This window comes from Desulfatiglans sp., from assembly GCA_012513605.1.
Lineage (GTDB): Bacteria > Desulfobacterota > DSM-4660 > Desulfatiglandales > HGW-15 > JAAZBV01.
Map to the genome: position 1 here is coordinate 21,248 of JAAZBV010000033.1, position 23,170 is coordinate 44,417.

At 43.5% G+C, this 23,170-nt stretch carries 19 protein-coding genes; 4 read left to right on the forward strand and 15 right to left on the reverse strand.

Annotated elements, in window-relative coordinates; all coding sequences use genetic code 11:
* Nucleotides 1-220 precede the first annotated feature (220 nt).
* The 3 genes from nrfD to GX654_04055 are packed head-to-tail and all read right to left on the reverse strand — an operon-like array spanning nt 221 to nt 3,624.
* Nucleotides 221-1,393, reverse strand: coding sequence for a polysulfide reductase NrfD (gene nrfD, locus GX654_04045; GenBank protein NLD36020.1), 1,173 nt, complete (start codon nt 1,391-1,393; stop codon nt 221-223).
* A 41-nt stretch (nt 1,394-1,434) separates the two neighbouring features.
* Nucleotides 1,435-2,373, reverse strand: coding sequence for a 4Fe-4S dicluster domain-containing protein (locus GX654_04050; GenBank protein ID NLD36021.1), 939 nt, complete (start codon nt 2,371-2,373; stop codon nt 1,435-1,437).
* A gap of 24 nt (nt 2,374-2,397) precedes the next feature.
* Complete coding sequence (locus tag GX654_04055) at nt 2,398-3,624, reverse strand: hypothetical protein (protein ID NLD36022.1); 1,227 nt, start codon at nt 3,622-3,624, stop codon at nt 2,398-2,400.
* A gap of 454 nt (nt 3,625-4,078) precedes the next feature.
* Here GX654_04055 and GX654_04060 point away from each other — a divergent pair, with 454 nt between their 5' ends.
* On the forward strand, nt 4,079-5,242 hold the full coding sequence (locus tag GX654_04060; GenBank protein NLD36023.1) for a type III PLP-dependent enzyme: 1,164 nt from the start codon (nt 4,079-4,081) through the stop codon (nt 5,240-5,242).
* Nucleotides 5,243-5,322: 80 nt separating this feature from the next.
* Here GX654_04060 and GX654_04065 read toward each other — a convergent pair whose 3' ends face one another.
* From GX654_04065 to GX654_04080, 4 genes are all read right to left on the reverse strand, one after another.
* Nucleotides 5,323-6,300: a polyprenyl synthetase family protein gene (locus GX654_04065; GenBank protein NLD36024.1), complete on the reverse strand. Its 978-nt coding sequence runs from the start codon at nt 6,298-6,300 to the stop codon at nt 5,323-5,325.
* A 47-nt stretch (nt 6,301-6,347) separates the two neighbouring features.
* A complete protein-coding gene (gene rimO, locus GX654_04070) occupies nt 6,348-7,682 on the reverse strand; it encodes a 30S ribosomal protein S12 methylthiotransferase RimO (protein ID NLD36025.1) in 1,335 nt (444 codons plus the stop codon).
* 18 nt (nt 7,683-7,700) lie between these two features.
* A complete protein-coding gene (locus tag GX654_04075) occupies nt 7,701-9,053 on the reverse strand; it encodes a protein kinase (GenBank protein NLD36026.1) in 1,353 nt (450 codons plus the stop codon).
* Nucleotides 9,054-9,166: 113 nt separating this feature from the next.
* On the reverse strand, nt 9,167-10,516 hold the full coding sequence (locus GX654_04080; GenBank protein ID NLD36027.1) for an HD domain-containing protein: 1,350 nt from the start codon (nt 10,514-10,516) through the stop codon (nt 9,167-9,169).
* Nucleotides 10,517-10,785: 269 nt separating this feature from the next.
* On the opposite strand from GX654_04080, the gene GX654_04085 reads away from it, so the two are divergent.
* Together GX654_04085 and fbp are read left to right on the forward strand one after the other, a co-directional pair.
* Nucleotides 10,786-11,847: an AI-2E family transporter gene (locus GX654_04085; GenBank protein NLD36028.1), complete on the forward strand. Its 1,062-nt coding sequence runs from the start codon at nt 10,786-10,788 to the stop codon at nt 11,845-11,847.
* Between the two features lie 48 nt (nt 11,848-11,895).
* On the forward strand, nt 11,896-12,915 hold the full coding sequence (fbp, locus tag GX654_04090; GenBank protein ID NLD36029.1) for a class 1 fructose-bisphosphatase: 1,020 nt from the start codon (nt 11,896-11,898) through the stop codon (nt 12,913-12,915).
* Between the two features lie 87 nt (nt 12,916-13,002).
* Here the strand turns inward: fbp and GX654_04095 are convergent, their stop codons facing one another.
* The 4 genes from GX654_04095 to GX654_04110 all read right to left on the reverse strand — a co-directional run bounded on the left by GX654_04095 (nt 13,003) and on the right by GX654_04110 (nt 16,709).
* Nucleotides 13,003-14,007: a 2-hydroxyacyl-CoA dehydratase gene (locus tag GX654_04095; protein ID NLD36030.1), complete on the reverse strand. Its 1,005-nt coding sequence runs from the start codon at nt 14,005-14,007 to the stop codon at nt 13,003-13,005.
* Nucleotides 14,004-14,645: a serine/threonine protein phosphatase gene (locus GX654_04100; protein ID NLD36031.1), complete on the reverse strand. Its 642-nt coding sequence runs from the start codon at nt 14,643-14,645 to the stop codon at nt 14,004-14,006. The genes GX654_04095 and GX654_04100 overlap by 4 nt, the downstream gene beginning before the upstream one ends.
* A gap of 87 nt (nt 14,646-14,732) precedes the next feature.
* Nucleotides 14,733-15,443, reverse strand: a complete 711-nt coding sequence (locus GX654_04105; protein NLD36032.1) for a Bax inhibitor-1/YccA family protein — start codon at nt 15,441-15,443, stop codon at nt 14,733-14,735.
* 90 nt (nt 15,444-15,533) lie between these two features.
* On the reverse strand, nt 15,534-16,709 hold the full coding sequence (locus GX654_04110; GenBank protein NLD36033.1) for a M48 family metallopeptidase: 1,176 nt from the start codon (nt 16,707-16,709) through the stop codon (nt 15,534-15,536).
* Nucleotides 16,710-16,836: 127 nt separating this feature from the next.
* Here GX654_04110 and GX654_04115 point away from each other — a divergent pair, with 127 nt between their 5' ends.
* Nucleotides 16,837-18,048, forward strand: coding sequence for a 6-phosphofructo-2-kinase/fructose-2,6-bisphosphatase (locus GX654_04115; protein NLD36034.1), 1,212 nt, complete (start codon nt 16,837-16,839; stop codon nt 18,046-18,048).
* A gap of 235 nt (nt 18,049-18,283) precedes the next feature.
* Here the strand turns inward: GX654_04115 and GX654_04120 are convergent, their stop codons facing one another.
* From GX654_04120 to GX654_04135, 4 genes are all read right to left on the reverse strand, one after another.
* Entirely contained in the window at nt 18,284-18,823 is a 540-nt protein-coding gene (locus GX654_04120; protein ID NLD36035.1) for a hypothetical protein, read from the reverse strand.
* A 16-nt stretch (nt 18,824-18,839) separates the two neighbouring features.
* Entirely contained in the window at nt 18,840-19,688 is an 849-nt protein-coding gene (locus GX654_04125; protein NLD36036.1) for a hypothetical protein, read from the reverse strand.
* Between the two features lie 870 nt (nt 19,689-20,558).
* The gene (ltrA, locus tag GX654_04130) at nt 20,559-21,833 is read right to left on the reverse strand and encodes a group II intron reverse transcriptase/maturase (GenBank protein ID NLD36037.1); all 1,275 of its coding nucleotides are present in this window, start codon (nt 21,831-21,833) and stop codon (nt 20,559-20,561) included.
* A gap of 725 nt (nt 21,834-22,558) precedes the next feature.
* On the reverse strand, nt 22,559-22,978 hold the full coding sequence (locus GX654_04135; GenBank protein NLD36038.1) for a hypothetical protein: 420 nt from the start codon (nt 22,976-22,978) through the stop codon (nt 22,559-22,561).
* Nucleotides 22,979-23,170 lie beyond the last annotated feature (192 nt).

Below are 23,170 nucleotides of genomic sequence, written 5' to 3' on the forward strand. Positions count from 1 at the left end.
TCGCACGCAAACCATGCAAAAAACCCGGATATTTATAATATATCGGCAATAAAACGATTATTATAAATCCTTATCTTTACCTGTAAGAAAATTCCAGAAACAGAGCATCCCTATAAGAATAATAACTATAAGTATATAGGCGACCCCTTTTGTATGGGTTAAATAATCATAAAGCGTAAAATATATGGTTTCCATAATGCTGTTCTCTCATCTGACAGGCTTAATGAGTCTCTTTATACTCCGGGTGGCTATATAAAACAGGCATCCGGCTTACTATAAACTTAAAGACAATCAGACCGCAGGTTAATAGAAAGACTGATATCCCGATCTCCATCCAGTGAGGAAAATATCTCTCACTTGCAGGGAGATGCCAGTTAAAGGCAATAATGCATATATTGAGCCTGTTAATGATGATGCCCAATACGGTCCAGCCGGCGGTCCATCTTATTAATGTCAGGCGCCTTCCTCTTACGCCTGTTGCATAAAGCAGGCACGGCAGCAACACAAAACCCAGGAGCTCCACCAGATACCAAAGACCATACCCTGTTAAAAGATAGTGCCAGTTATTATCCGCTGAAATCCCAAAAACCTTTATGGCAAAATAACCTGCCAGCACCCATGATGCAGCCTTACCAAAACCAAGCGCAATCTGATCTTTTTCCTGCCTGTGTGCCTCGCCGAGTTTATCCGCAAAAAAATGATGACAAAATGCGCCCTCAAACAGTACCATTGATAAACCAGCAATTATGGCAGATATAAAAAAATATACAGGGAGATAGGAAGAATACCAGAGAGGGTGCAGTTTTGAAGGGGCTATCAGAAACAGGGCGCCCAGGGAAGACTGGTGCAGGGTTGAAAGTATTACACCCAAAATGGTCAAAACAACTGTAAGCCTGTGCACAAGATTCCTGAGCTTTCTCATACCCAGCCACTCTAGTGCAGCAGGTGAAAATTCAAGAAAAAGCACAGTAAGGTAAAGGAATACGCATAAACCAACCTCAAAAAGGACAGAGGTGGTTCCCTGTTGCATGATAAAGGGATATGGCAGCCGCCACGGTATTCCCACGTCATAGTTCAATGCCACAACCACAAGGGCATACCCCAAAAAAGCGGTAAGTATAGCTGGTCTCACTGCTGCATGATACTTTTTCAACCCGAAGATATAAACCGCAGCAGAGGATACAAACCCTCCCGCAGCAAGGGCTACACCCGTAAGCAGGTCAAGACCAATCCATAATCCCCATGGATTATAGTCAGTTAAATTTGATACTCTTGCCAGCCCCCCTGTAAACCGCATTAAAGTTAAAACAAGACCCACCAGGACAATTGCACCTGTTATAAGGTTAAAGGGCGTTAATATCGATTTAGCGGTGTTATTAGCGTTACTGAGCATAAAGAACCTCTATTGATATACCTCTAATCATTTGTCTTTGCTTATTCATACAAAGAGACCTTTTTTTTGTCTCTCCCGGCCGCTTCAACTGCCTCTTTTTTCTCCCTTTCTGCCAATTTTTCCTTTCGCCTGTTGATAGCATATATCCCTGTTAATAATACAGTCCATAAAGAGGCAACCACAGGGACTGCACCCAGCGCACCGGCTGTAAGCTCAGGGGCCGGGGTTATTCCAAGGTCTTCTCTCATGCCCACATCCTTAAAGGGTAGACTTGATATGTAGAGCCAGCTTGTCCCGCCCATTTCATGCTCACCATAGATGTGATCAATGTATCTATCAGGAAATTTACTTATCCTTTCACGGGCGTATTTTATAAGGGCATTGCGTTTACCGAATTTGAGCGCCCCCATAGGGCATGCCTCAACACAGGCCGGGAGTTTGTTCTCCTTTATAAGATCATGGCACATGGTGCATTTCATTACACGGGGGGTATAGGGCTCATCATATTCATAGGCCGGGATTTCAAAAGGGCATGCTATCATGCAGTATCTGCAACCTACACATACTGAAGGGTCATACACAACCGAACCTTCCTTTGTCTTTTTGAAGGCTTTAACAAAACAGGCAGAAGCACATGCTGGCTCCAGGCAATGGTTGCATTGTAATTTGATAAAAACAGGAGACTTATTCTCTTTTTTATTTTCATACCTGTTAACAACTGTTAATGCCTTTGCAGTCGTCCTTCTTTTCTGGTTCAGTACAGAAAGGTCATCAAAGGGCTTAACAGGCGCGGACAATTTATTTACAGCATTACAGGCCTCTTCGCACTGTCTGCACCCTATACAAAACCCGGAATCATATAAAATACCATAGCAGTCGGGGTAGCCTTTAAAATGTTTTCTTGCCCCGTGGGCAGTGGTACTTATCAGTGAAGCGCTTCCTGCAGCGCTTACCCAGCCTAAGAATTTCCTACGTGATATGGACATAAAATAACACCTTAAAACTCATTCAGTTTTACCTTCTATAACTTTGTGACAATCCACACACCCCGTGGATCCGGGGGATTCAATACCCATAAAATCATGGCAGCCTATACACTGCTGGTGATAAGCTATATTAAGGCCTGGCCTTGATAGATCCTGACCATCAGATAAGCTGTTGTGACAGGCGTCGCAACCAAGGGCTTTACCTGGTGGGCTGTAATGATGGCAGCCAAGGCAAATGGTCTCTTTTCCATTGTGAAAGTGGGTTGCCAGTTTACTTTTATTTATACCAAGCAGCAAAGAATCTATGATCCGCCTGTGTGGCAACTCGACCGCACCATACCGGGCAGATAATTTGTCAATAATTACTACATCAGCTATATCCCTATCCTGTATGTCTTCTGATTTATTCATTAACGCTTTACCACCCTTGTGTTTAGAGGGCTCCATATGGCATTTCAGGCATATTGCGTTGAAATTTTCACCCTTTCTCATGACCCTGTGGCATCCTGCACACTCCTTATCCTTCTTCTTATCCTCATGACAACCGACACAGCTCTTTTTATTTTCAATTTCATGCATTGCATGCTCGGCAGTGAGCATTTGCCCCTGTTTTGAACCATCAGCAGTATGACATTCGGCACATGAGCCTGATCCAGAGCGAAGAGGTATATCACATTTATCAAGATATTCCCTGTGTATCTCATGATCAAAGTGAACAGGGCTCATTTTATGGACAGGTGTGCCCCTATGCTTATCCAGATCTTTTTCTCTCTCCTTCATAATTTCAGGCTTTGCCTGATTTGGTATGGGGAACTCCCCGGATTTGGCTGTTTCCTCTTCACCACTTCTGGTATGACAATCACTGCAATTGACAGGCCCCGACATCTCCCTGTGGCAACCGATACAGGAAATATGTGAGGCATTTTTCATGGAAATGATTTTTTTTCTGTCTGTCTCCTTATGGCACTTCCGGCATGATGTTTCTTTACCTTTTACATGGTGACAGGTGCCGCACTCTTTGCCGGTTATTTCAGTATGGAGATCATGCAGAGATTTATCGAACCTTTTTGTTTCAAGGCGGTCGCCCCCCCCCAACATGTCAAAGGTAAAAACATCAGGACTGGTTTCTATGCCTGAAATATCCCCTTGTCCCCCTTTTGTCAGGTTTACCCCGATTGTTAAAATAAAAGCCATACAGGCAATAACAGCAAGAGATTTAATATATTGATACCTTCGTTGTTTCATCCTATGTCCTTATGCAAGTATTGCCTGATATATAGGGCAGGAGCCAATAGAAATGATAATTATAAAAAGACCAATGGTCTTTTTATCATTTTTATCTCCCCAGGAATTATGTAACAGATTATATTCCTGGGTTCAAGGGTTGTTTTAAGAAGCCGATTGCCCAGCTTATGTAAATCTTTTATCCTTTTTAAAAGCCTTCAACCCCCTGTCTTGTCCGGTATATTATAAAATTCTCTCCCCTAAGATGGTAACTTATCAAGGGATTTACCCTGTTAAAATAAAAAATCACTGTTATGATAATTTTTCTTGATCTACAATCTCATTTTTCTTATAGTGCCCCCCTTAAAAATTTAAGTTCTTATAAAAAACTTAAATATCAATGCAATTACCCGTAAAGTTACAACATGGATAGTTGCAGGATATAATGTAAACATATGGAATTGGAGTAAATATTGTGCCTATACAACTTGAAGAATACATAGAACCTGAAATATTTGAAAAGATCCGGGCCTTTTCAGCAAATAAGGAGACCCCTTTTCTGGTTATTGATACCTCTACTGTTATGCGCAAACTGGAAGAGCTGGAGAAACTCTTTTCCTATGCAAAGATCTATTATGCTGTTAAGGCAAATCCTTCAATTGAGATCCTTACCCTTCTGCGTGACAGGAATATCAACTTTGATATAGCCTCCATCTATGAGCTTGACCGTGTGCTATCCCTTGGTATAAGTCCCGACAGAATCTGTTTCGGCAACACCATTAAAAAGAGCAAAGATGTCAGATATTTTTACGAAAAAGGTGTCAGGATGTATGCTACAGATTCCGAAGCGGATATCAGAAGCATTGCCAAGGCTGCACCCGGTTCTAAAATCTATACCCGAATTTTGACTGAAGGCACATTTACCGCAGACTGGCCCCTGTCCAAAAAATTCGGTTGTCAGGCAGACATGGCGATGGACCTGATTATAATGGCAAAAAATCTGGGGCTGGTTCCATGCGGGGTCTCTTTTCATGTGGGCTCCCAGCAGCGGGATATCGGCGCATGGGATGCCGCCATTGGAAAGGTAAAGGTTATATTTGAAAGACTCATGGATGAAGATGGGATTGATCTTAAAATGATCAACCTTGGAGGCGGATTCCCTGCAAATTATCTTACAAAAACAAATGAGCTTGAACTTTATTCACAGGAAATTACACGTTTTCTTACAGAGAGTTTTGGTGAAAACCTGCCTGAAATCATACTGGAACCGGGCAGATCACTGGTAGGCAATGCAGGGGTTCTGGTCAGTGAGGTTGTATTGATTTCAAGAAAATCAAGGACAGCGCTTAACCGCTGGGTCTATACAGATGCGGGAAAATTTACAGGCCTGATAGAAACAATGGATGAAGCTATCAAATACCCCATATACTCCGGAAAAACAGGAGAACTGGAAGAGGTGATACTTGCAGGGCCCACCTGTGACAGTATGGATATATTATATGAAGACTATAAATATCCCCTGCCATTAAACCTGGCAATCAGTGACAGACTCTACTGGCTATCCACAGGGGCATATACCAGCACCTACAGCTCTGTTGAATTTAATGGATTTCCACCTTTGAAAACATATTTTATATAACCATAGAGTTTTCCATAAGCTTATCCGGCACCCTGGCAAGGCGACTTGTCAGGGTGTTTTATTTTAAGAAAGGCCAGTGGCTAGTAGAGTCGGTCCAGCAGGTATTCATTTAAAGAAAGCAGGTTATTCCTGTTTTCTGAGGCAGGTAACCCCTTCAGATGTTTTGCTGCATCTTCTATGTATGCCTTTGCCTTGGCCTTTGTCTTTTCCATGCCCCCGCTGTTTCTTACAATATTGACAAGATCCCGGTAATCCTCCTCTTTTTCGCTGCCCTGTAAAAGAAGGGCCTCAAATCTCTTCACATCATCTGCTGTCATGTCAGGGATGGTGTAAATGAGGGGCAGTGTGACCTTACCCTCTTTAAAATCCTTTCCTGCCGGTTTTCCAAGCTCGCCATTTGATGACGAGTAATCAAGCAGGTCATCTATCATCTGGAAGGCGATCCCCATACTGAGCCCGAAATTTTTAAGTGCTTTAGCTGTTTTCTCATCTCTCTCTGCTGCAACAGCGCCTGCCTCACAGCAGACAGAAATAAGCTCCGCTGTCTTTAATGTGATGATATCAAAATACTCCTCCCCTGTTAAACCCCACCTTCTGGTACAGATAAGCTCCTTTACCTGCCCTTCAGTCATGCGTACTGCTGCGTTATTAACGATAGAGAGGATATTGAGGCTTCCTGATTCCATGGCAGCATTGAATGCCATTGAAAACATGTAATCACCTGTAAGTACAGCGGCTGGATTCCCCCAGAGATTGCCGGCAGATGGCTTTTTGCGTCGCATATCCGCATTATCAATAACATCATCATGGAGCAGGGATGCGCAGTGGACAAATTCAAACATGGTGGAAAGGCGGTAGATGTTATCCTTTTTATAACCGCACATGAGCGCACTCAGGACAAAGAGAAGCGGACGAAGCCTCTTGCCCTCGCCTAACAGAGAGTGGCTGCATATATCATTAATAAGTGGCACGCCTGAACTGAAACCCTTAATAAGCTCTTTTTCTATCCTGCTATAGTGGTCATTAAACCTGTCCAGGTATTGTTTATTTACTCCCAAATAAAATTCTCCTGCATAATCAACTTATTATTCAATTAATCCAAATATCAGACAATCTCCCCCACCAGGTCATAGGGATTAGCCTCAGTTACAAGCACATTCTGTATCTCACCGATCATCCCTTCCCCGCTGTTAATAAGCACCTGGGTATCAACATCAGGCGCCATCCTGATGCTCCTCCCGCTCAAGAGGAGATCTGTCTCCTTTGAAAACCCCTCCACAAGGACAGGGATGGTCTTGTTTATCATCCCCCTGTTTTTTTTAAGGGATATGCGCGCCTGAAGCCTCATTATGGAATCCCTTCTTTTCTTTGATACCTTTTTATCGGGTATACCCTTCAGCCTTGCCGCATGGGTGCCCGGTTCAGGACTGTATATGAATGTGCCGAGGTGATCAAATTCCACCTTTTTTACAAAATCATAAAGCTCCTGATACGCCTCATCGGTTTCGCCCGGAAACCCGACCATCATGGTTGTCCTGAGGCTGAACCCCCTTTTATATGAGCGGACACGTTCTATCAATTCATAAGGGGTCTCCCCTTTTATCTCCCTCGCCATTGTCTTCAGTATCCTTTTGTTTACATGCTGAAGAGGTATATCGAGATATGGGGCTATCTTCTCTTCCCTGTCCATAAGCCCAAGAAATAAATCCCTTATCTCGTTCGGGTGTGAATAGAGCACCCTTATCCACTCTATCCCCTGGATGGGAATGAGCTCTTCAAGCAGCCTTTCTATGCCACAATCCATACCAAGGTCAGAGCCATAAACAGTGGTGTCCTGGGCAATAAGATTAATCTCCTTTACCCCCCGGTCTCTCATCGCCTTTGCTTCCAGCACAATAGACTCAACAGGCCTGCTTCTTAAGGGGCCCCTTATGGCAGGGATAGCACAGTATGTACACCTGTGAAAACAGCCCTCCGCTATCTTTATATATGCAGAATAAAAAGGGGTGGTCTGCACCCTGGGTAATTCATGGTCTGCAATAAACTCCGGTCTGCCTATGTAAAAAGGGGCATTTGAACCGGTTGACTCCACAAGTTCTGTCACCCTGTTCAATTCACCAGTGCCTATCCATCCGTCAACCTCCGGCATCTCCCTCTTGAGTTTATATCCGTATCTCTGGACAAAGCAGCCGGTCACTATTACCTTTTCAAGCCCTCCCCTCTTTTTAAAACCAATCATCTCCAGTATAACGCTGATGGCCTCTTTTACTGCCGATTGCAGAAACCCGCATGTATTAATGATTCCTATATCAGCATCATCTATGTCTTCTGCGATAGGGTACCCCTGGGAGGATAAAATCCCCAGGATATTTTCACTGTCAACGAGGTTTTTTGCGCAGCCTAAGCTTAACAGGAATATCTTTTTTTTGGTGTCAGCCATAACAGTGATAAGAATTTGTTATTTATATTTATCAAGGCTTACTGTTAATCTTTTAAGAAGTGTCATGCTGAATCTCTTGAGAAAGAGGAGCTGCAAGTCCTTTGAAGATTTATCAAGGAGCATGGAGCTTATCTTTAGGAGTATACAGTCGGTTTCTGCGGTTACAGTCGCAACCCGTGAATCACCGCTCAGGTATGCCATTTCACCGAAGCATTCACCTCTCTGTATGGTTGCTATCGTAGCATTGTTCTTTTTTACCGTCGCCCTGCCGCTTAAAATCACAAAGAAGGAATCATCTATTTCACCCTCATTCATTATTACATTTCCTGCAGACACCTTGATGATGCTTGCGGTATCGAGTATCCGATGCACCTGATCCCTGGTAAAACTGCTGAAAAACTGGATATTGTGTACATAATCTATTACATCATCCACCTTTTCTTTTTTGGTGACAACATCTTTGAGCCCCCTTAGGGCAATCCTTAAGTCATAGGCAAGGTCCATACAGGTCTGGTAGCGCCTGTTTTTCTCCTTGGCAAGGGCCTTACGCACAATATCATCCATTACCTTTGGAATCTCCGGACGCAGCTCCTTTACGGGCACAGGGCTCTCGTTGGTGATCTTGTACATGATCGCAAAATGGTTATCGCCGGTAAAGGCCTTTTCACATGTAAGAAGCTCATACAGCACGCAGCCAACCGAAAACACATCGCTGATGCTGTCAACCTCCTCTTCCCTGATCTGTTCCGGCGATATATAGCTTGGTGAACCGATGATCTCATTTGAGATAGTATGATCCGCCTTGATCTTCGCAATGCCGAAATCTGTAATCTTTACATCACCCGATTCATTTATCATTATGTTTGAGGGCTTTATATCCCTGTGGACAATCCCGTTCTGGTGGGCGTAATCAAGCGCCTTGCAAACTGTCACTATAATCTCAGTCACCTTTGTCAGCGGCAGCATACCATCTTTCAGGCAGTATCTTGACAGGGTGTGCCCGTTAACATACTCCATTGTGATATAGCAGAAATCTTTGTACATGCCTGCGTCATAGATGGCAACTATATTGGGGTGCAATAACTTGCCTGCAGACTGGGCCTCCCTGAAAAAGCTCTCCCGGTATTTTTCTGCAATCTCGCTGCTGGCCTCAGAATGGGGACGAGATATCTTGATGCTGACATCTCTTTTAATATAGGGGTCCCTTGCCCGGTAAACAATACCCATGTTCCCCTGGCCAAGTTTTTCTGTGATCTCATACCTGTCAACCATCTTGATATCATCAAGATCCCTTATAAAACTCTGATCAACAGGGCTTTTAACCCTCTCCTTTCCGAGAAGTTTTACGCTGAGCCACCTGGTTAAACCCATCTTTTCAGGTTCAGATGTATTTTCGCTCTCTTTTTCAGCCAAATTGATTTTTCAACCCCTTATATTAGTATTGAATCTCAATAACATAGAAAAAATAAAAAGTATATTAACATTTAGATGGCTTTTTTATTCCTTAATTCCCTAAGTTTCTCTGTCAGGATCTCTTCTGTATTCATCTCAGGGCTTTCTATTATAAGATCAAGAAGCATCTCAAGCGCCTCCCCCACCTTTTGGCACTGACCTATGCTGAGGATTGCCATGACCTTTTTACCATCCAGGGCCAGGTCGGAAATATTTGTTACTGTATTATGCGTCATCATATCAACCCGCTCTTCAAGATGGTTAATAAGCGCCAGTTTGTCATCATTCTTACCATGTGCAATTATATCTGCCCTTCTTAAGGCTATAAGATCACTGATATCTTCCCTGCCTGCCCGCCTGATAAGGCGACGAATGGCTGAATCTGTCCATGACAGATTGTAATTAACCATATGATTAAGAACAAGCCCTGTGACACTCCTGATCTCATCCCTGCTGAACCTTAACCTCTCCATAATCTCTTCGGCCATCTTTGCGCTAACTGCCTCATGATTATAAAAATGGATTTTACCCTCCACCTCCGCCCTTACACGGGGCTTGCCTATGTCATGTAACAGTGCGGCAAGCCTTAATATCTTGTCAGGGGGGGTGTTATCCACTGTGTCAAGGATATGTTCAAACACTGTAAACCTGTGGCAGAGGTTCTGCCCCATGCCATAACCTTCAAGGAGTTCAGGGATAATAAATTCAAGGAGACCAAATTTCTGAAGCATTTCGAGCAGGCCTGATGGCCGCGCGCACATCAGAATTTTTATCAGCTCATCCCTGATCCTCTCATTTGATACCTGTGTAATTAAAGGGGCAAGCGCAGGTATAGCATTAAAGGTATTTTTATCGATCTCAAAACCCAGCTCACCGGCTATCCTTACTGCCCTAAGCATCCTCAGGGGGTCTTCCTTAAACCTCTCAGCCGGGTCTATTACCGCCCTGATCCTTTTTGCCTTTATGTCTGATGCACCATAAAAGGGGTCAAGTACAATGGATTTTAGGGCATCATAGGCCATTGCGTTTATGGTAAAATCCCTATGGGCCAGATCACTCAAAATATCCGCCTTTTTACCCTTAATACCCCTCATGGAGGTCACCTCATACTCTGTGGTTGAATCAACCAGGGTGACTGTCTCATGCTTTAATGCGAAATGGGTAATATCCCTGAAGAGAGATTTAATCTCATCAGGCACTGCATCAGTGGCTATATCCCAGTCAATGGCCGTGCGCCCGATAAACTGATCCCTTATGGCCCCACCCACGACAAAAGAGCTGAAACCCATTTTATCCAGCCTTTCCAGTACAAAACCCACAAAACCGGGGATTTCTATTTTGATTGGAAATTTATTTAGATTTTCATTTGGAGTATTGATCATTAAAAACGGCCTTATTATACATTGGTGTAAAAACAATATCTTTTTTTTAACCACGGAGAGCACGGAGAACACGGAGTAAAAGCTTAAAAGATAAAATCTCCGTGACCTCCATGGTTAGATAAAATGGCGCAGATCATATATCACTGAATTAACAAAATAAACTATTTAGATCCAATTAATTGTTGTAAATAATTTTAAATATAATAAATATATACCAATCACTGGTCATTCAGGGAATAGATATTTACCATATTTATACTGTCATGGAAATGGATCAAAGAACTGCCCCAAAATTATTTTATGTAATCCTCTTTATATTCCTGGGGTTATTCTCCTGGCTCTGCTGGGCATTTATCTCAGCTATCGTGCTTGGCCTTGTTATAGCAAGCGCATTCTACCCGCTCTACTCGTGGTTCAGGGGGCTATTTAAGGGCAGGGAGGTCTTCAAGGCCCTGGCTATGACGATCTTTGTTTTTCTGGTTTTGACTATCCCCATAAGCGGATTTGTAGGCAGCCTTTACACTGAGGCATTAGGGTTATACAGCAGGACAAGGGATTCTGTCTCTATCCAGAAGATGCAGGAGATACTTGAGAGTGATTCCATATGGGTAAAAAGGCTTCACAAGGTGAGCGAATATGCCAACATCAAGCTGGATCCTCAGAGCATACAGGAGACAGCAGCGAGTATGGGTAAAGACCTTGGTCTTTTTCTTACCAGGCAGCTCAGTTCATTTGCCACAAATATCATGGGTTTTATGCTTGATTTTATGCTCATGCTGCTCATCATATACTATCTTTTCAAGGATGGAGAAAGGCTGAATAATTATCTCCTTTCACTCCTTCCATTTCCCCGCTCCCAGCAGGAATTGATACTTGCCAAATTCCATGAGATGGGCAGGGCAATAATATTCGGAAACGGGTTATCAGGCATTATACAGGGGATACTTGGCGGTTTTGCCTTTTATTTTTTCGGCCTTGGCTCTCCCTTTCTATGGGGAACTATAATGGGGTTCCTGGCCTTTTTGCCTGTAATTGGTGCCTCTGTTGTATTTATACCTGCAACACTGATACTGCTTATACAGGGCGAGATTGGGGCAGGCATAGGGTATTTGATATATAATGCCGCATACAGCATTGTTATAGAATACTTTATTAAGCCAAGGCTCATCGGTAAGGGTATGAAGATGAACACCATATTCGTATTCATAGGCATACTTGGGGGTTTAAAGCTCTGGGGCATCCTGGGCATAATATACGGCCCGTTTATTATAACTATTATTTTTACACTCTTTGAGATCTATAGACTCGAATACAGGACAATGAAGGTTTGAAAATATCTTTTCTTAATAATACAAATTAATTGATAAAAGGAGGGCATAATGGCAATCGGAACCACAATAACCCAGCACATACTTAACCAGCAGAGGGAAAACCCTGAGGCAACAGGGGCCTTCACACATCTTATACATGAACTCATTGTAGCAGCAAAGGTAATATCAAAGGAGGTAAACAAGGCAGGGCTCGCTGACATACTGGGCGCAACCGGAGACACTAATATCCAGGATGAAAAGGTCCAGAAACTGGATGTATATGCAAACAGAATAATAATAGAGAGGATGCAGCATATAGGTCAGCTATGCTGTATGGGATCTGAAGAGGTGGCTGACCTTATAGACATACCAGCAAGATATCCAAAGGGTAACTATATATTGCTCTTTGACCCACTTGACGGCTCATCAAATATTGACGTGAATATAAGCATCGGCACCATCTTCGGTATATACCGAAAAAAGAGCGATGAGACCGATATAAATTTCCTGCTGAATGAGGTGCTTCAGCCCGGGTTTGAACAGGTTGCAGCAGGTTATTTCATATACGGCTCAAGCACAATAATGGTGTATACAACAGGAAAGGGGGTCCACGGATTTACCCTCTATCCGAGTGTAGGTGAATTCCTTCTTTCACATGAAAACATCAGGATACCTGAACGGGGCAAGATCTACAGTGTAAATGAGAGCAATTACCCATACTGGGATGAAAACACAAAGGCCCTTATTGATTATTACAAGACAAAGGATAAAAATACAGGCCGATCATTCACATCAAGGTATGTGGGGAGCCTGGTTGCGGATTTCCACAGAAACCTGCTAAAGGGCGGCATATTTCTCTACCCTGCGGATAATAAAGACCCTAAAAAACCCACAGGAAAGCTAAGACTAATGGTTGAGGCAAATCCCCTTGCCATGGTGGTGGAACAGGCAGGCGGTTATGCGAGCGATGGTAAAGGCCCCATACTTAACATACAACCCAAAGACCTTCATCAGAGGGTGCCCCTTTTCATAGGGAGTAAAGAGGATGTAAAGATGGCTGAAAGATTTCTTAAAGGGGAGAGGGAATAAAAGAAAGGCGCAGGGTGAAGAAAAAACTGGGGGCAAGGCACAAGGCAAAGGGTTTTTCCTTGCGCCCTGCGCCCTGTGCCTTATGCCCTATTTATCCCCCCGTACCATCTCCACAAATGCCTCGATCCTAAGGGCAGTTCTTCTATCGATTGCGCCGGGCCGGTCGCCCTCTATAGTAAGTATAGGGATATTCAACCTTTGTCTGAAAACCATGTCATACAACTGCCTGAAACAGAAGGTCTGGGTATAGTGTATAAGGCCATCCAGCTTTCTTCCCTCTATAGCCTCTGCTATATCCCTTATCCTGGGCGCTGAACCATATGGATAGGTATACAGGGTATATTGTTCTGCTATATCTTCTGTCTCATAAGGCATGCTGAACTGTCGCTGCACCTCGTTAAAGACTACCCTTGTGCCAAGGGATTCTATAAACTGATAAAAATCTGAGAATATGGGAGGCACTCCGAGCACACCCAGCCTGATATCAGCATTAAGCGCCTTTCTACCCTTTGCCTCATCAAGAAACCTGTCTATCTCCCTTTCAAAGCTGTCAGGGTCAGATTTGAAATCAGATGCAGAGACAAGGAAAAGGTGATTTTCATATCCTGTGACAACATTATCAATGCAGGTCAAATGGTCAATCAGCTTGAGTTTCTTTCTTATCCTGTCAAGCCGCTCCTTTTCCATTTTTATAGCTGCCCATGATGTCCCGAGGGCCTTCCTGAAGTCATCTATCTTTTGTTCAACATGCGCCCTTGAGCAGGTTAAAGGGTAATCAAAGGGTATGATCTCTATCCCCTTGAGGCCCATGATCTCTGAAAGGGCAAGTGTATTGCTGCAATCCCCTCCGGTTACTGCAATGATGCGTCTTATGCCATGTTCAAGTGCTGTTGAATAAATACCCTTGATCCAGGCGCAGATATTGCCCGGAAAACCGGCTGATTCCGACCTTGTGACAAGGATATCCGGTTCATCTGCCCCGATAAAGATATTATTGATATCAACAGGAATACAGCCCGCGGCATATATTACCTCAACCGGTATGGTTGAGGTGATGCCTATAATATTGTTTTCAGGGGGGGGCTGTTTCAACTCAATTTCTCTACAAAGTAAAATTTTTCATCCGGAAGCTCAAGACAGGTAAGTTTGTTGCCAAAGACAGCGCCGGTGTCTATCCCAATCTTGTTTTCAGTAATATAGGGCGAGTAAAATGGCGTGTGACCGAATATCACCTTTTTGCCAAAGTTATATTCAGAGGTTATAAAGCTCTCCCTTATCCAGAGCCTGTCCTTTACTGTCTGTTCTTTTATATTCAAACCAGGTTTAAGGCCCGCATGCACTATGTAATAGTTATCCAGTTCAATAAGGGTATGCAGGGACTGGATAAATGAGACATGCTCGGGCGGGATATAGGTGGTACCGTTCACCCTGTAGCTCTCAAGGGTGGTCATGCCGCCATTAACCAGAAATGTCTTTTCATCACCACCGAACAGATATTCCAGAAAGATACTTTCATGGTTTCCCATAAGGCATTTCACCTTTGGGTAGGTAACGCTGAGTTTGATAAGGAGATCAATTACACCCTTTGAGTCATTACCCCGGTCAAGGTAATCCCCTATAAAGATCAGGTTATCTGCTTCAGGGTTCCAGGGTATTATAGAGAGCATCCTTTCCAGCATCTCCCTGCAACCGTGCAGATCACCAACTATGAATGACTTCCCGTTCCCCATTGTAAAAGCTATCTCACATCCTTAACAAAAAAGTGCCCTGCCTGATCAGCAGGGCACATGATTTATTGAACAAAGGCATAAAGGGTATCAGTCTCTGCTGCCTCCAAATATCCTTAAGAGCATAAGAAACAGGTTGATAAAATCAAGATAGAGTCTAAGCGCGCCCAGGATGGCCCCTTTTCTGACCACATCACCATCAAGGTGCGCTGGCTGTGTAACTGCCATCTCTTTTATCTTCTGTGTATCATATGCAGTAAGCCCTACAAATACTATGACCCCGACATAACTGATTATAAAATTAATGGCAGGGCTCTTCAAAAAGATATTTACGACTGAGGCTATTATGATCCCGATGAGACCCATAAACATGAAGTTCCCGATTGAGGTCAGGTCTTTTTTGGTTGTCCATCCATAGATGCTGCATGCCAGAAATGTCAGGGAACAGATAAAAAAGGTACTTGCTATTGATGAGCCCGAATATATCTTGAAGATAAAAGAAAGCGTAACGCCGTTTAACCCTGAATAGACAATAAACAGGGCTGTTGCTGTGGCCCCGCTCATTTTGTTTACCATCCCGCTTATGGAGAATACAAGAGCCAGCTCAGCGATTACGAGTATAAAGAACAGGGGTTTAACACCGGTCTCTCCAAAGACCATTCCCATCAGTGTTTCATTTCCGGAAACATACCAGGCCATAAGCCCTGTAACAGCAAGCCCCATACACATCCAGTTATATACGCTCCTTACAAACTCGTTTACCCTTACATCCGCCCTCTGAAAAGCTGTTATTCTTTCCATATTTAATCTCCTTTCTGAAAAGAGGTTTTTTTATTTTCTAATATAAAACATTAAATGCTATTTTTCAACCGTCTGGTTACTAGGATAAAATCACATTGAGGCGAGATTTGCAATCCTTTCCGCAACAGGGGGGTGTGAATAGTGAATTTTCACATACAGTGGGTGCGGGCAGAGGTTTGAGAGGTTGTCCAGCGCCATCTTTCTTAATGCGCTTATCAGGGGCTTTGAGTCATTAAGGGCATCATGTGCAAACCTGTCTGCCTCCCTTTCGTACTTTCTTGAGATGGCCGTAAAGAGAGGTGATATAAAGATAGCCAGGGGCCCCCATATGACCCCTATTAAAAACAGCCCTGCATAAAAAGGCGTTTCTGTAAATCCGAAGCTTTTATACATTATTTCCCAGTCAAGCATCCGTGCGGCAATGTAAAAAAGGATAAGAGAAACAATACCCGTAAGAACAAACTGCCTTTTTATATGCCCCTTTTTCAGGTGACCCATCTCATGGGCAAGCACCGCAAGTATCTCATCCTTGTCATGGGATGAAATCAGTGTATCATAGAGCACTATCCTCTTGGTTTTTGAAAGGCCGGTAAAATAGGCATTGGAGTGCCTGCTCCTCCTGCCTGCATCCATCTGAAAAATTCCTGTGACCGGCACACCGTTCTTTTCGGCAAGGGCGCTTATGGCCTGCTCAAGCTCTTTATCTTCAACAGGGGTAAATTTGTTAAAAAGTGGGGCAATTACTGTCGGATATAAAACTGTCATAAGCAGTTGAAAGGTAATAAATATGGCCCATGCATAGATCCACCACATTTGACCTGTCAGGTTTACCATCAGGAAAAAAATGGATAAAAGGCCTCCCCCAAGAATAACAGAGATTAAAACCGATTTTATATGATCCATTACCCAGGTCTTTAGGCTGCTTGTGTTAAAGCCATATCTTTCTTCTATCACAAATACGCTGTAATAGCTGAATGGTAGGCCAATAACAGAGGTAATAGCCCCTGGCACAGCAAAAAATATGAGCCCAGCGATGATATAGTTCATATCCTTCAGGTTATTCGACAGCCATGGCAAAAACCCGTATAAAATAATTGCCAGTAAAAATATCATGCCTGAAATAGACCGGATTACTGAGACCCTTGTATTGTCCGCCGTATAGGATGTCATCTTTGCAAGCTTAACGTCATCCAGAAACCCTTCAAAACAGGGAGGGGTCTTCATACCATTTTTTTTGAGATAGGCTGAATTTATTATATCGAGCATTATTTCTGTAACTGAACCCGATATGTAAATAATGATAAATGCGAATAAAAAACTATTGATAGTTATCATAACTCTGTCTTATCATAAAAAAATTATAAAAACTCAGTTTAAAGGAAAACAATTCATCATGGAACGAAAGCTATATATCGTAATGGTCGGTCTTCCTGCAAGGGGAAAATCCACAACGGCCAACAAGGTAAGGGATGACCTGAAAAAGGACTCTGTAAGGGTAAAGATATTCAATAATGGCGACTTAAGGAGAAAGCTCATATCAAACAATACCTCCTATGCGGAGTTTTATGACCCTAAAAATCAGGAGTCAGCAGCCATACGGGAAAGGATATCACTGATAAACCTCCACAGTGCAAAATCATATCTCAGGCATGGAGGCCAGGTGGCCATACTTGACGCCACAAATGCAAGCGGATCAAGGAGGGAGTGGATTGCCTCGCAACTTGATGAGCATCCGGTGCTGTTTATTGAATGTATGAATAATAATGAGGAGATACTTGAGGCAAGCATCAGGCGAAAGGTGGACACGCCCGAATTTGCACACCTTGGTCTTGATGAGGCGGTAAAGAATTTCAAAAAAAGGATATCATATTACCTTAATATCTATACCCCGCTCAAACATGAGAGAAATATAATAAGGCTTGATACCCTGAACAAGAAGGTTGTCCATGAGGAGATAAGGGACACTATCCCCTACTATGACCAGATAAGGGATTTTCTTGTTACCGATTCAGTAAGACACCTATTCCTGATAAGACACGGAGAGACATATTTCAATATTGAAAACAGGATAGGCGGAGATTCAGACCTTACTGAAAAGGGGCATGATCAGGCCAACGCCCTTGGCAGATTTTTCGCAAAAAAGGAGGTGCCCCTTATATTTACAAGCAGCCTGAAACGCACCATGCAGACAGCAGAGCCCATAGCAAAAGGCCAAAACAAATGCACTATCATACCGCTGCCGGAGTTCAATGAGATTGACAGCGGTGTATGTGAGTGTATGAGTTATGATGAAATAAGAGAGAACATGCCTGATATTGACAGGGCCAGAAAGGTTGATAAATATAATTATGTCTATCCTGAGGGTGAAGGCTATGTGACCATGAAAGAAAGGATTACAAGGGGGATTAACAAGGTGCTCTACCTGAGCGACATATCCCGGAACATCGTAATAGTGGGCCACAGGGCAGCAAACAGGATGATACTTTCACACTTCCTGTTCAGGCGCGAGGAGGATGTGCCCTATATCTACATACCACAGAACAAATTTTATTATATCTCTGTTACCCAGAATAAAAAGCTGTTCCAGCTTATGAAATACAGGTAGATAAAAAGCATGCCCGCATAATATTCCTAGAGACATGCCCACCTGTGTTCGTATAGCCAGGGCATCTCAACATATTACCCTGATTCCCACGGTCCCCGTGGGAATGCTCTGTTTGCCATGGTGCCCCGGAAGGATTCAGAAGGCCTGAGATAAGGACATTAGTATCCAGAACAATCTTCATTTTATACTGCAGCTCTTTCTGCTTTCTGAAATGAGAGTATCAATCTCGGATTCATTACTTCCATTCGTACCTTGATAGTTCGGATAGAAACAGCGCTATGTTTTCGCGGACAGCACCTTCGCAAGCTTCGCTCAACCTGGTTGCGCCGGCAAAGGCGTTAGAGCCTGCCTCCGACAGGATAGTTTCTTGCCACAGGATGCTCCCGGATCCGTTTTCAATTAATTTGTAATTGATTGTGATTTCGTTGCGCGTTTTGAAAGATGCCCGGTCTTTGAAACGCTGCGCGATGACAGTCGCCCGCAGTTCCAGATCGCTTTGCCCCTCCAGCACAACGGCCCTGAAGTATTTTGCTTGGTTAAGACCTCTAACGAGAGCGTCGCGTATCTGACTGTTTTTGGCATTTCCGGCCTCCTTCACTTCACCCGAAACCTGTCCCACCCTGACCGTTTTTGTGATGGTTTTACCAGCCATGGGCATATCGAGCGGTACCATCCTACTTGTCCCTGGCCCCGTGCATCCGAATAATATCACAGCCAAAACGCAGACAAAAAAACCGTGGTGCTCAAACGCTTTTATTTGAAAATGTCTTGTCATTTGCCACCCCCCTCTGTTAAAAATTGCGGATGTCTGAAAAGACTACTTCCCGGAGAAGAAGATCGATGGCATCTCTTTGAGAAATCACCTCGGGATTCATTGGATCGCCGTTTCCATGAACGGCATTGGATTTCAAAAGCGCTCCCGACCGCATATCCAAGAGTCCTGCGGTCATCTGATAAGCGTCTTTCATACCATGTGGAAAAGCGTATAACATGACTCCTCCCGAAGCAGCGCCGGTGGCGATGCCCGTTGCGAACCCGACTGAAAATTGGCCAATGCCCTGTGCAAACAACTTTCCCTTTGACAGGCTGTTTCCGGTAATGCCAATATAGACAAGGCTTGAGCAATGCGTCCGCGCCGCTATAAGAGCAGCGGCCGCTTTTACTTTTTCCATATCGACGCTGTTTCGCAAAAGGGCGCTTTGGTAGGCAAAAGTGGCGATGTGCTGCAAGGCTGAAATGTATTGGATGTCTTGTTCCAATACAGGATCAACATCGAAAGGCTGGGTTTTTATTTCAAAACGGCCTGCAAGGGTCTCGGCGATCCTTTTGGGCGGGTTTTCCGAGTCGTGCAGAGCCCCGCAGACGAAAGGCACAATTTTTTCGCGAACGATCAGGCCATTCTCATTGAAATAGTCGGTAACGGCTTTTAAAACAGTTGCCGCTCCTTGTCGTGAATTCTCTATCACAAAGAAATCGTCATCGCCGACGGTATCTCTCTTGAGACAGACATCGACAAACATCAAGATTCCAGCCTCATCCTTTAACGCCGCGTGTTGTGTTAGCCTTTGGCTGCTTGGTGGTGATACCGCAGCGCAACCCGCCAGCAATAGACAAAAAAGTATCGGATATAATCGTTTCATCTGGCCTCCTTGGGGCAAATTTGCCAACTACGGCGGTAAGGAGCTGGCGGATTTATGGCAACCAATGTCATGCAAGAAGAAAGGCTGCTAAGGCTATGAACTCGATTCAGCATGATGCCAGCCAGTCACCTTGACTGCATGGGTTAAAAGCAGTTTTCGCCTGCTATTTACCGACTGTTTATTTTTGATAACCAGTTATTATTACAAACAATTTTTGATTTTATTTTTCTATTTACCGAAATTGCTACAGATGGCATTTTCGGTAGTTAGGCATTAATTCAGCCCGGATTTTTATTTTTTTTTAATACCATTTGGTAAATATGCTCATATTAGCATTTTTACCAAATGGCATGTTATGCACATCCCATTTCAGCTTTTAAGGCCCACAATAAGGGGCTGGCGGATTTATGCCTACCAATAGCATGCAAAAAGAAAGGTTCCGAAGATTCTGATTTCGGCCCGGCAAGATGGTAGCCAGTCGCACTTAATTGTGATTGTTATCAGTTTATCCAATATCATTGTTTCCGATATTATTTGCCCTCCTTCTGTGTTTGATTTCGGAGAATAGAAAAAAAGGCCATAGTAGACACATTAGTAGATACAGCAGTAGGTTCAGATCAGGAAGTATTAGCATCTTATCTGAAAGCATTACACTTTTCGGATTAATCTTCTCTTCTCTATTCATGAACCAAATAAGTACTCCTGCCCCAATTAAAACGTATAATGCAACTATAAAAATCCAAATCATTTTATTTCCTCTCTGAATCGAGATAGAACTACCGGTTACCCGGTAGCCCTCTCACAGTTCCCTGCATGCGGTTTTCCCGCACAAGGCTCTTCAGTATTACTCGCTTCGTACAAAAGCGATAGTTAATCCCAATATCCTATTATCCGGGGTCGGGGGATTCTGTAATACTCCAGCATCCTCTTAAACCCTTCCCATGTACAGCTTTTCCTCTGACTTCGGCGATTCAGCCACTTGAACATCATTTCCTTTGCTAGATAATAATACTTCCATAGCATTTCAAAATTACCACATACTCCGTAGTAATTCCAGTGTCCTTGTAACTTCTGCCTTAGCTTTGTAAATAGTTCTCTCGTCCCAAGCCTGCTGCGTTCTTTCTTTATCCATACAAGAAGATTGGATACTGCAACTTTAAACTTCTTCTTGGATGTACGCATCTTAACAAGCGGCTTTCCTTCCCTGCTAACGCCCCAGCGGTATTCAAATCCCAGAAAGGTAAATACTTCACTACATTCTGTTATAAACCTGGTAAATTTTATCAGTCTGGTCTTTTCTTTCGATATTTCCAGACCAAATTTCCCAAGTCTTTTTCCAAGCACATCATAAAACCGCTGGGCGTCCCGATGATACTGGAAACATACCACAAAGTCGTCAGCATATCTCATCAACATTACATCTCCTTCACATCTTGGTTTTACTACCTTCTCAAACCAGATATCCAGAGCATAATGAAGATAAATATTTGCTAAAACTGCCGATACTATGCCACCCTGTGGTGTGCCTGTTACAGGATAGATTATCTTTCCATCCTGTTCCAGTATCCCGGCCTTAAGCCACTTCTTTATCAGCCTGAGAAACGAACTATCCTTTACACGTTCCGACAGCATGCGGATCAGCCAGTCATGGTTCAGATTATCAAAGAACCCTTTGATATCAGCGTCAAGTATCCAGCGAAACTTTCCTCTGTGGATCAGTTCGCTGAGTTTCAACGCTGCCTTCTGGGGGCCTTTTCCTCTCCTGTATCCATGACTGAACGGCATAAAGTCCTGTTCATATATTGCTGACAGGATTGATGCTACTGCCGTTTGCACTACTTTGTCTCCTACAACCGGTATCCCAAGTGGTCTTCTTCCTCCGGGTTTGGGGATATAGCGGCGTCTTACAAGCTTCGCCTTATATCTACCTTCCTTTAACTCAGTGACTATCTTTTCAATATTCTCATCCAGGTTGGACTCAAATTCCTTATAGTCAACTGAATCAACTCCCGGTGCTGCTTTCCTATTAATACCAGGAAAGCACCACTTAAGATTTTCCTCGTTAAGGAGGCTGTACAGGTTCCCGAATTTGTGTTTGGGGTCTTCCTTCGCCCTCTTTGCTATTCCCCGCAGTGAGGTTTGCATACGATTATCAGCCTTTCTTATCTGCATATGTTTCCTTTACGGGCTGCGTAATACTGTCATCCCCTTCCCCGGCCTGTTGTTACAGGCACCTGCCTGCGCTGCTGTAGCTTTAGTGTAAGCGTGTGATCGGCCCTACCGTCTCAGAGTACTATGGGATGATCTGACTCCCTTAAGTTCTTCGGTTGTCCTTCCTTTTGGTTGTAACTCCCTACCTCTCTATTGGAGGAAACTTAAGGGTCTCCCAAGTTCCTGATGCTTCTCTCACTACATGCCACGCTCTCTGACCCCGGCAGCCCCTCATGAATCTCGCCTTTTCGATTCACTCGTCCCGGCTTTCGGTTCGTTAAGACCGTCGCCAACTGCTCTTTGCTACTAACGGGGCTGAATTGCTTTAGGAGGGTACGTCCTCCCTGCGGCCTATAGTGTTCCCTGTGTACGCTTCGTGTGGGTCGTTCGGTATATATTTACCACCTATCCTTCCCAGTCACGCAACACTCGGTACGGGCTGCTGGCTAGGCTTTGCCCGATAAAGACTTCCTGCCATTACAAGCTCAAGTGTGACAGGTCACTCTATAAGAAGCACCAAGCTGCGCTTGGCGCACTAACGTTAAGCTAAGGAGCCTAGCGGCCTTATGGAAAGTAACCGTGGCATGCTCCCAAGACAGTTGTTAATATTGATTATGCTCGCCCGGCGATATAGTAGCTAGGTCGCCTTGAGCTTATTGTTATGGAATTTTGTTCAATACACTTTGAGCCTTTTCAGTGACTTCTAATATAATATTATGGCAATTTGCCTTTTCAGATTCTTTTCCTTCTTCATAATCACAGGAGCCTACGTTGAGGTATATTTTTTCTTGATCATATCCATTTTGGCTGAAATATATCGAGCTCATAATTGGCTCCTTTATTTTTTTTAAAAATGATTCTGGTACCACAAACAACTTCCTATTTACTGAGTAGGTTATAGCAGTCAATTTATTCAACTCAGTGTCGTAAGTTGCCGTAATCTTACCAGTTGAATAAGGCTTAAGAAGCGCCTGTGTGATTTCAACCTTTGTAGTGTAAGGAACTAACACAAAATCAGCTGCCGCTTGAGATGAGATAAAGAGTATGGATAAAAGAATATATATAGATTTTTTCATCATTTTTTCTCCATAACTAATTGATAACCGGCCGGGCAGCGTTTTATCGCCCGGTCGGGTTGATTTGTTTGATAATGTTTAAGGCCTCCTCCTCTAATGGTATATAGTTCTTTTGCGAAGAAAACCAAAAACCCATTAGAAAAGGAGAAGGCCAGATGAAATTTTATACAAAGCAACACAAATACTATTGCGGAA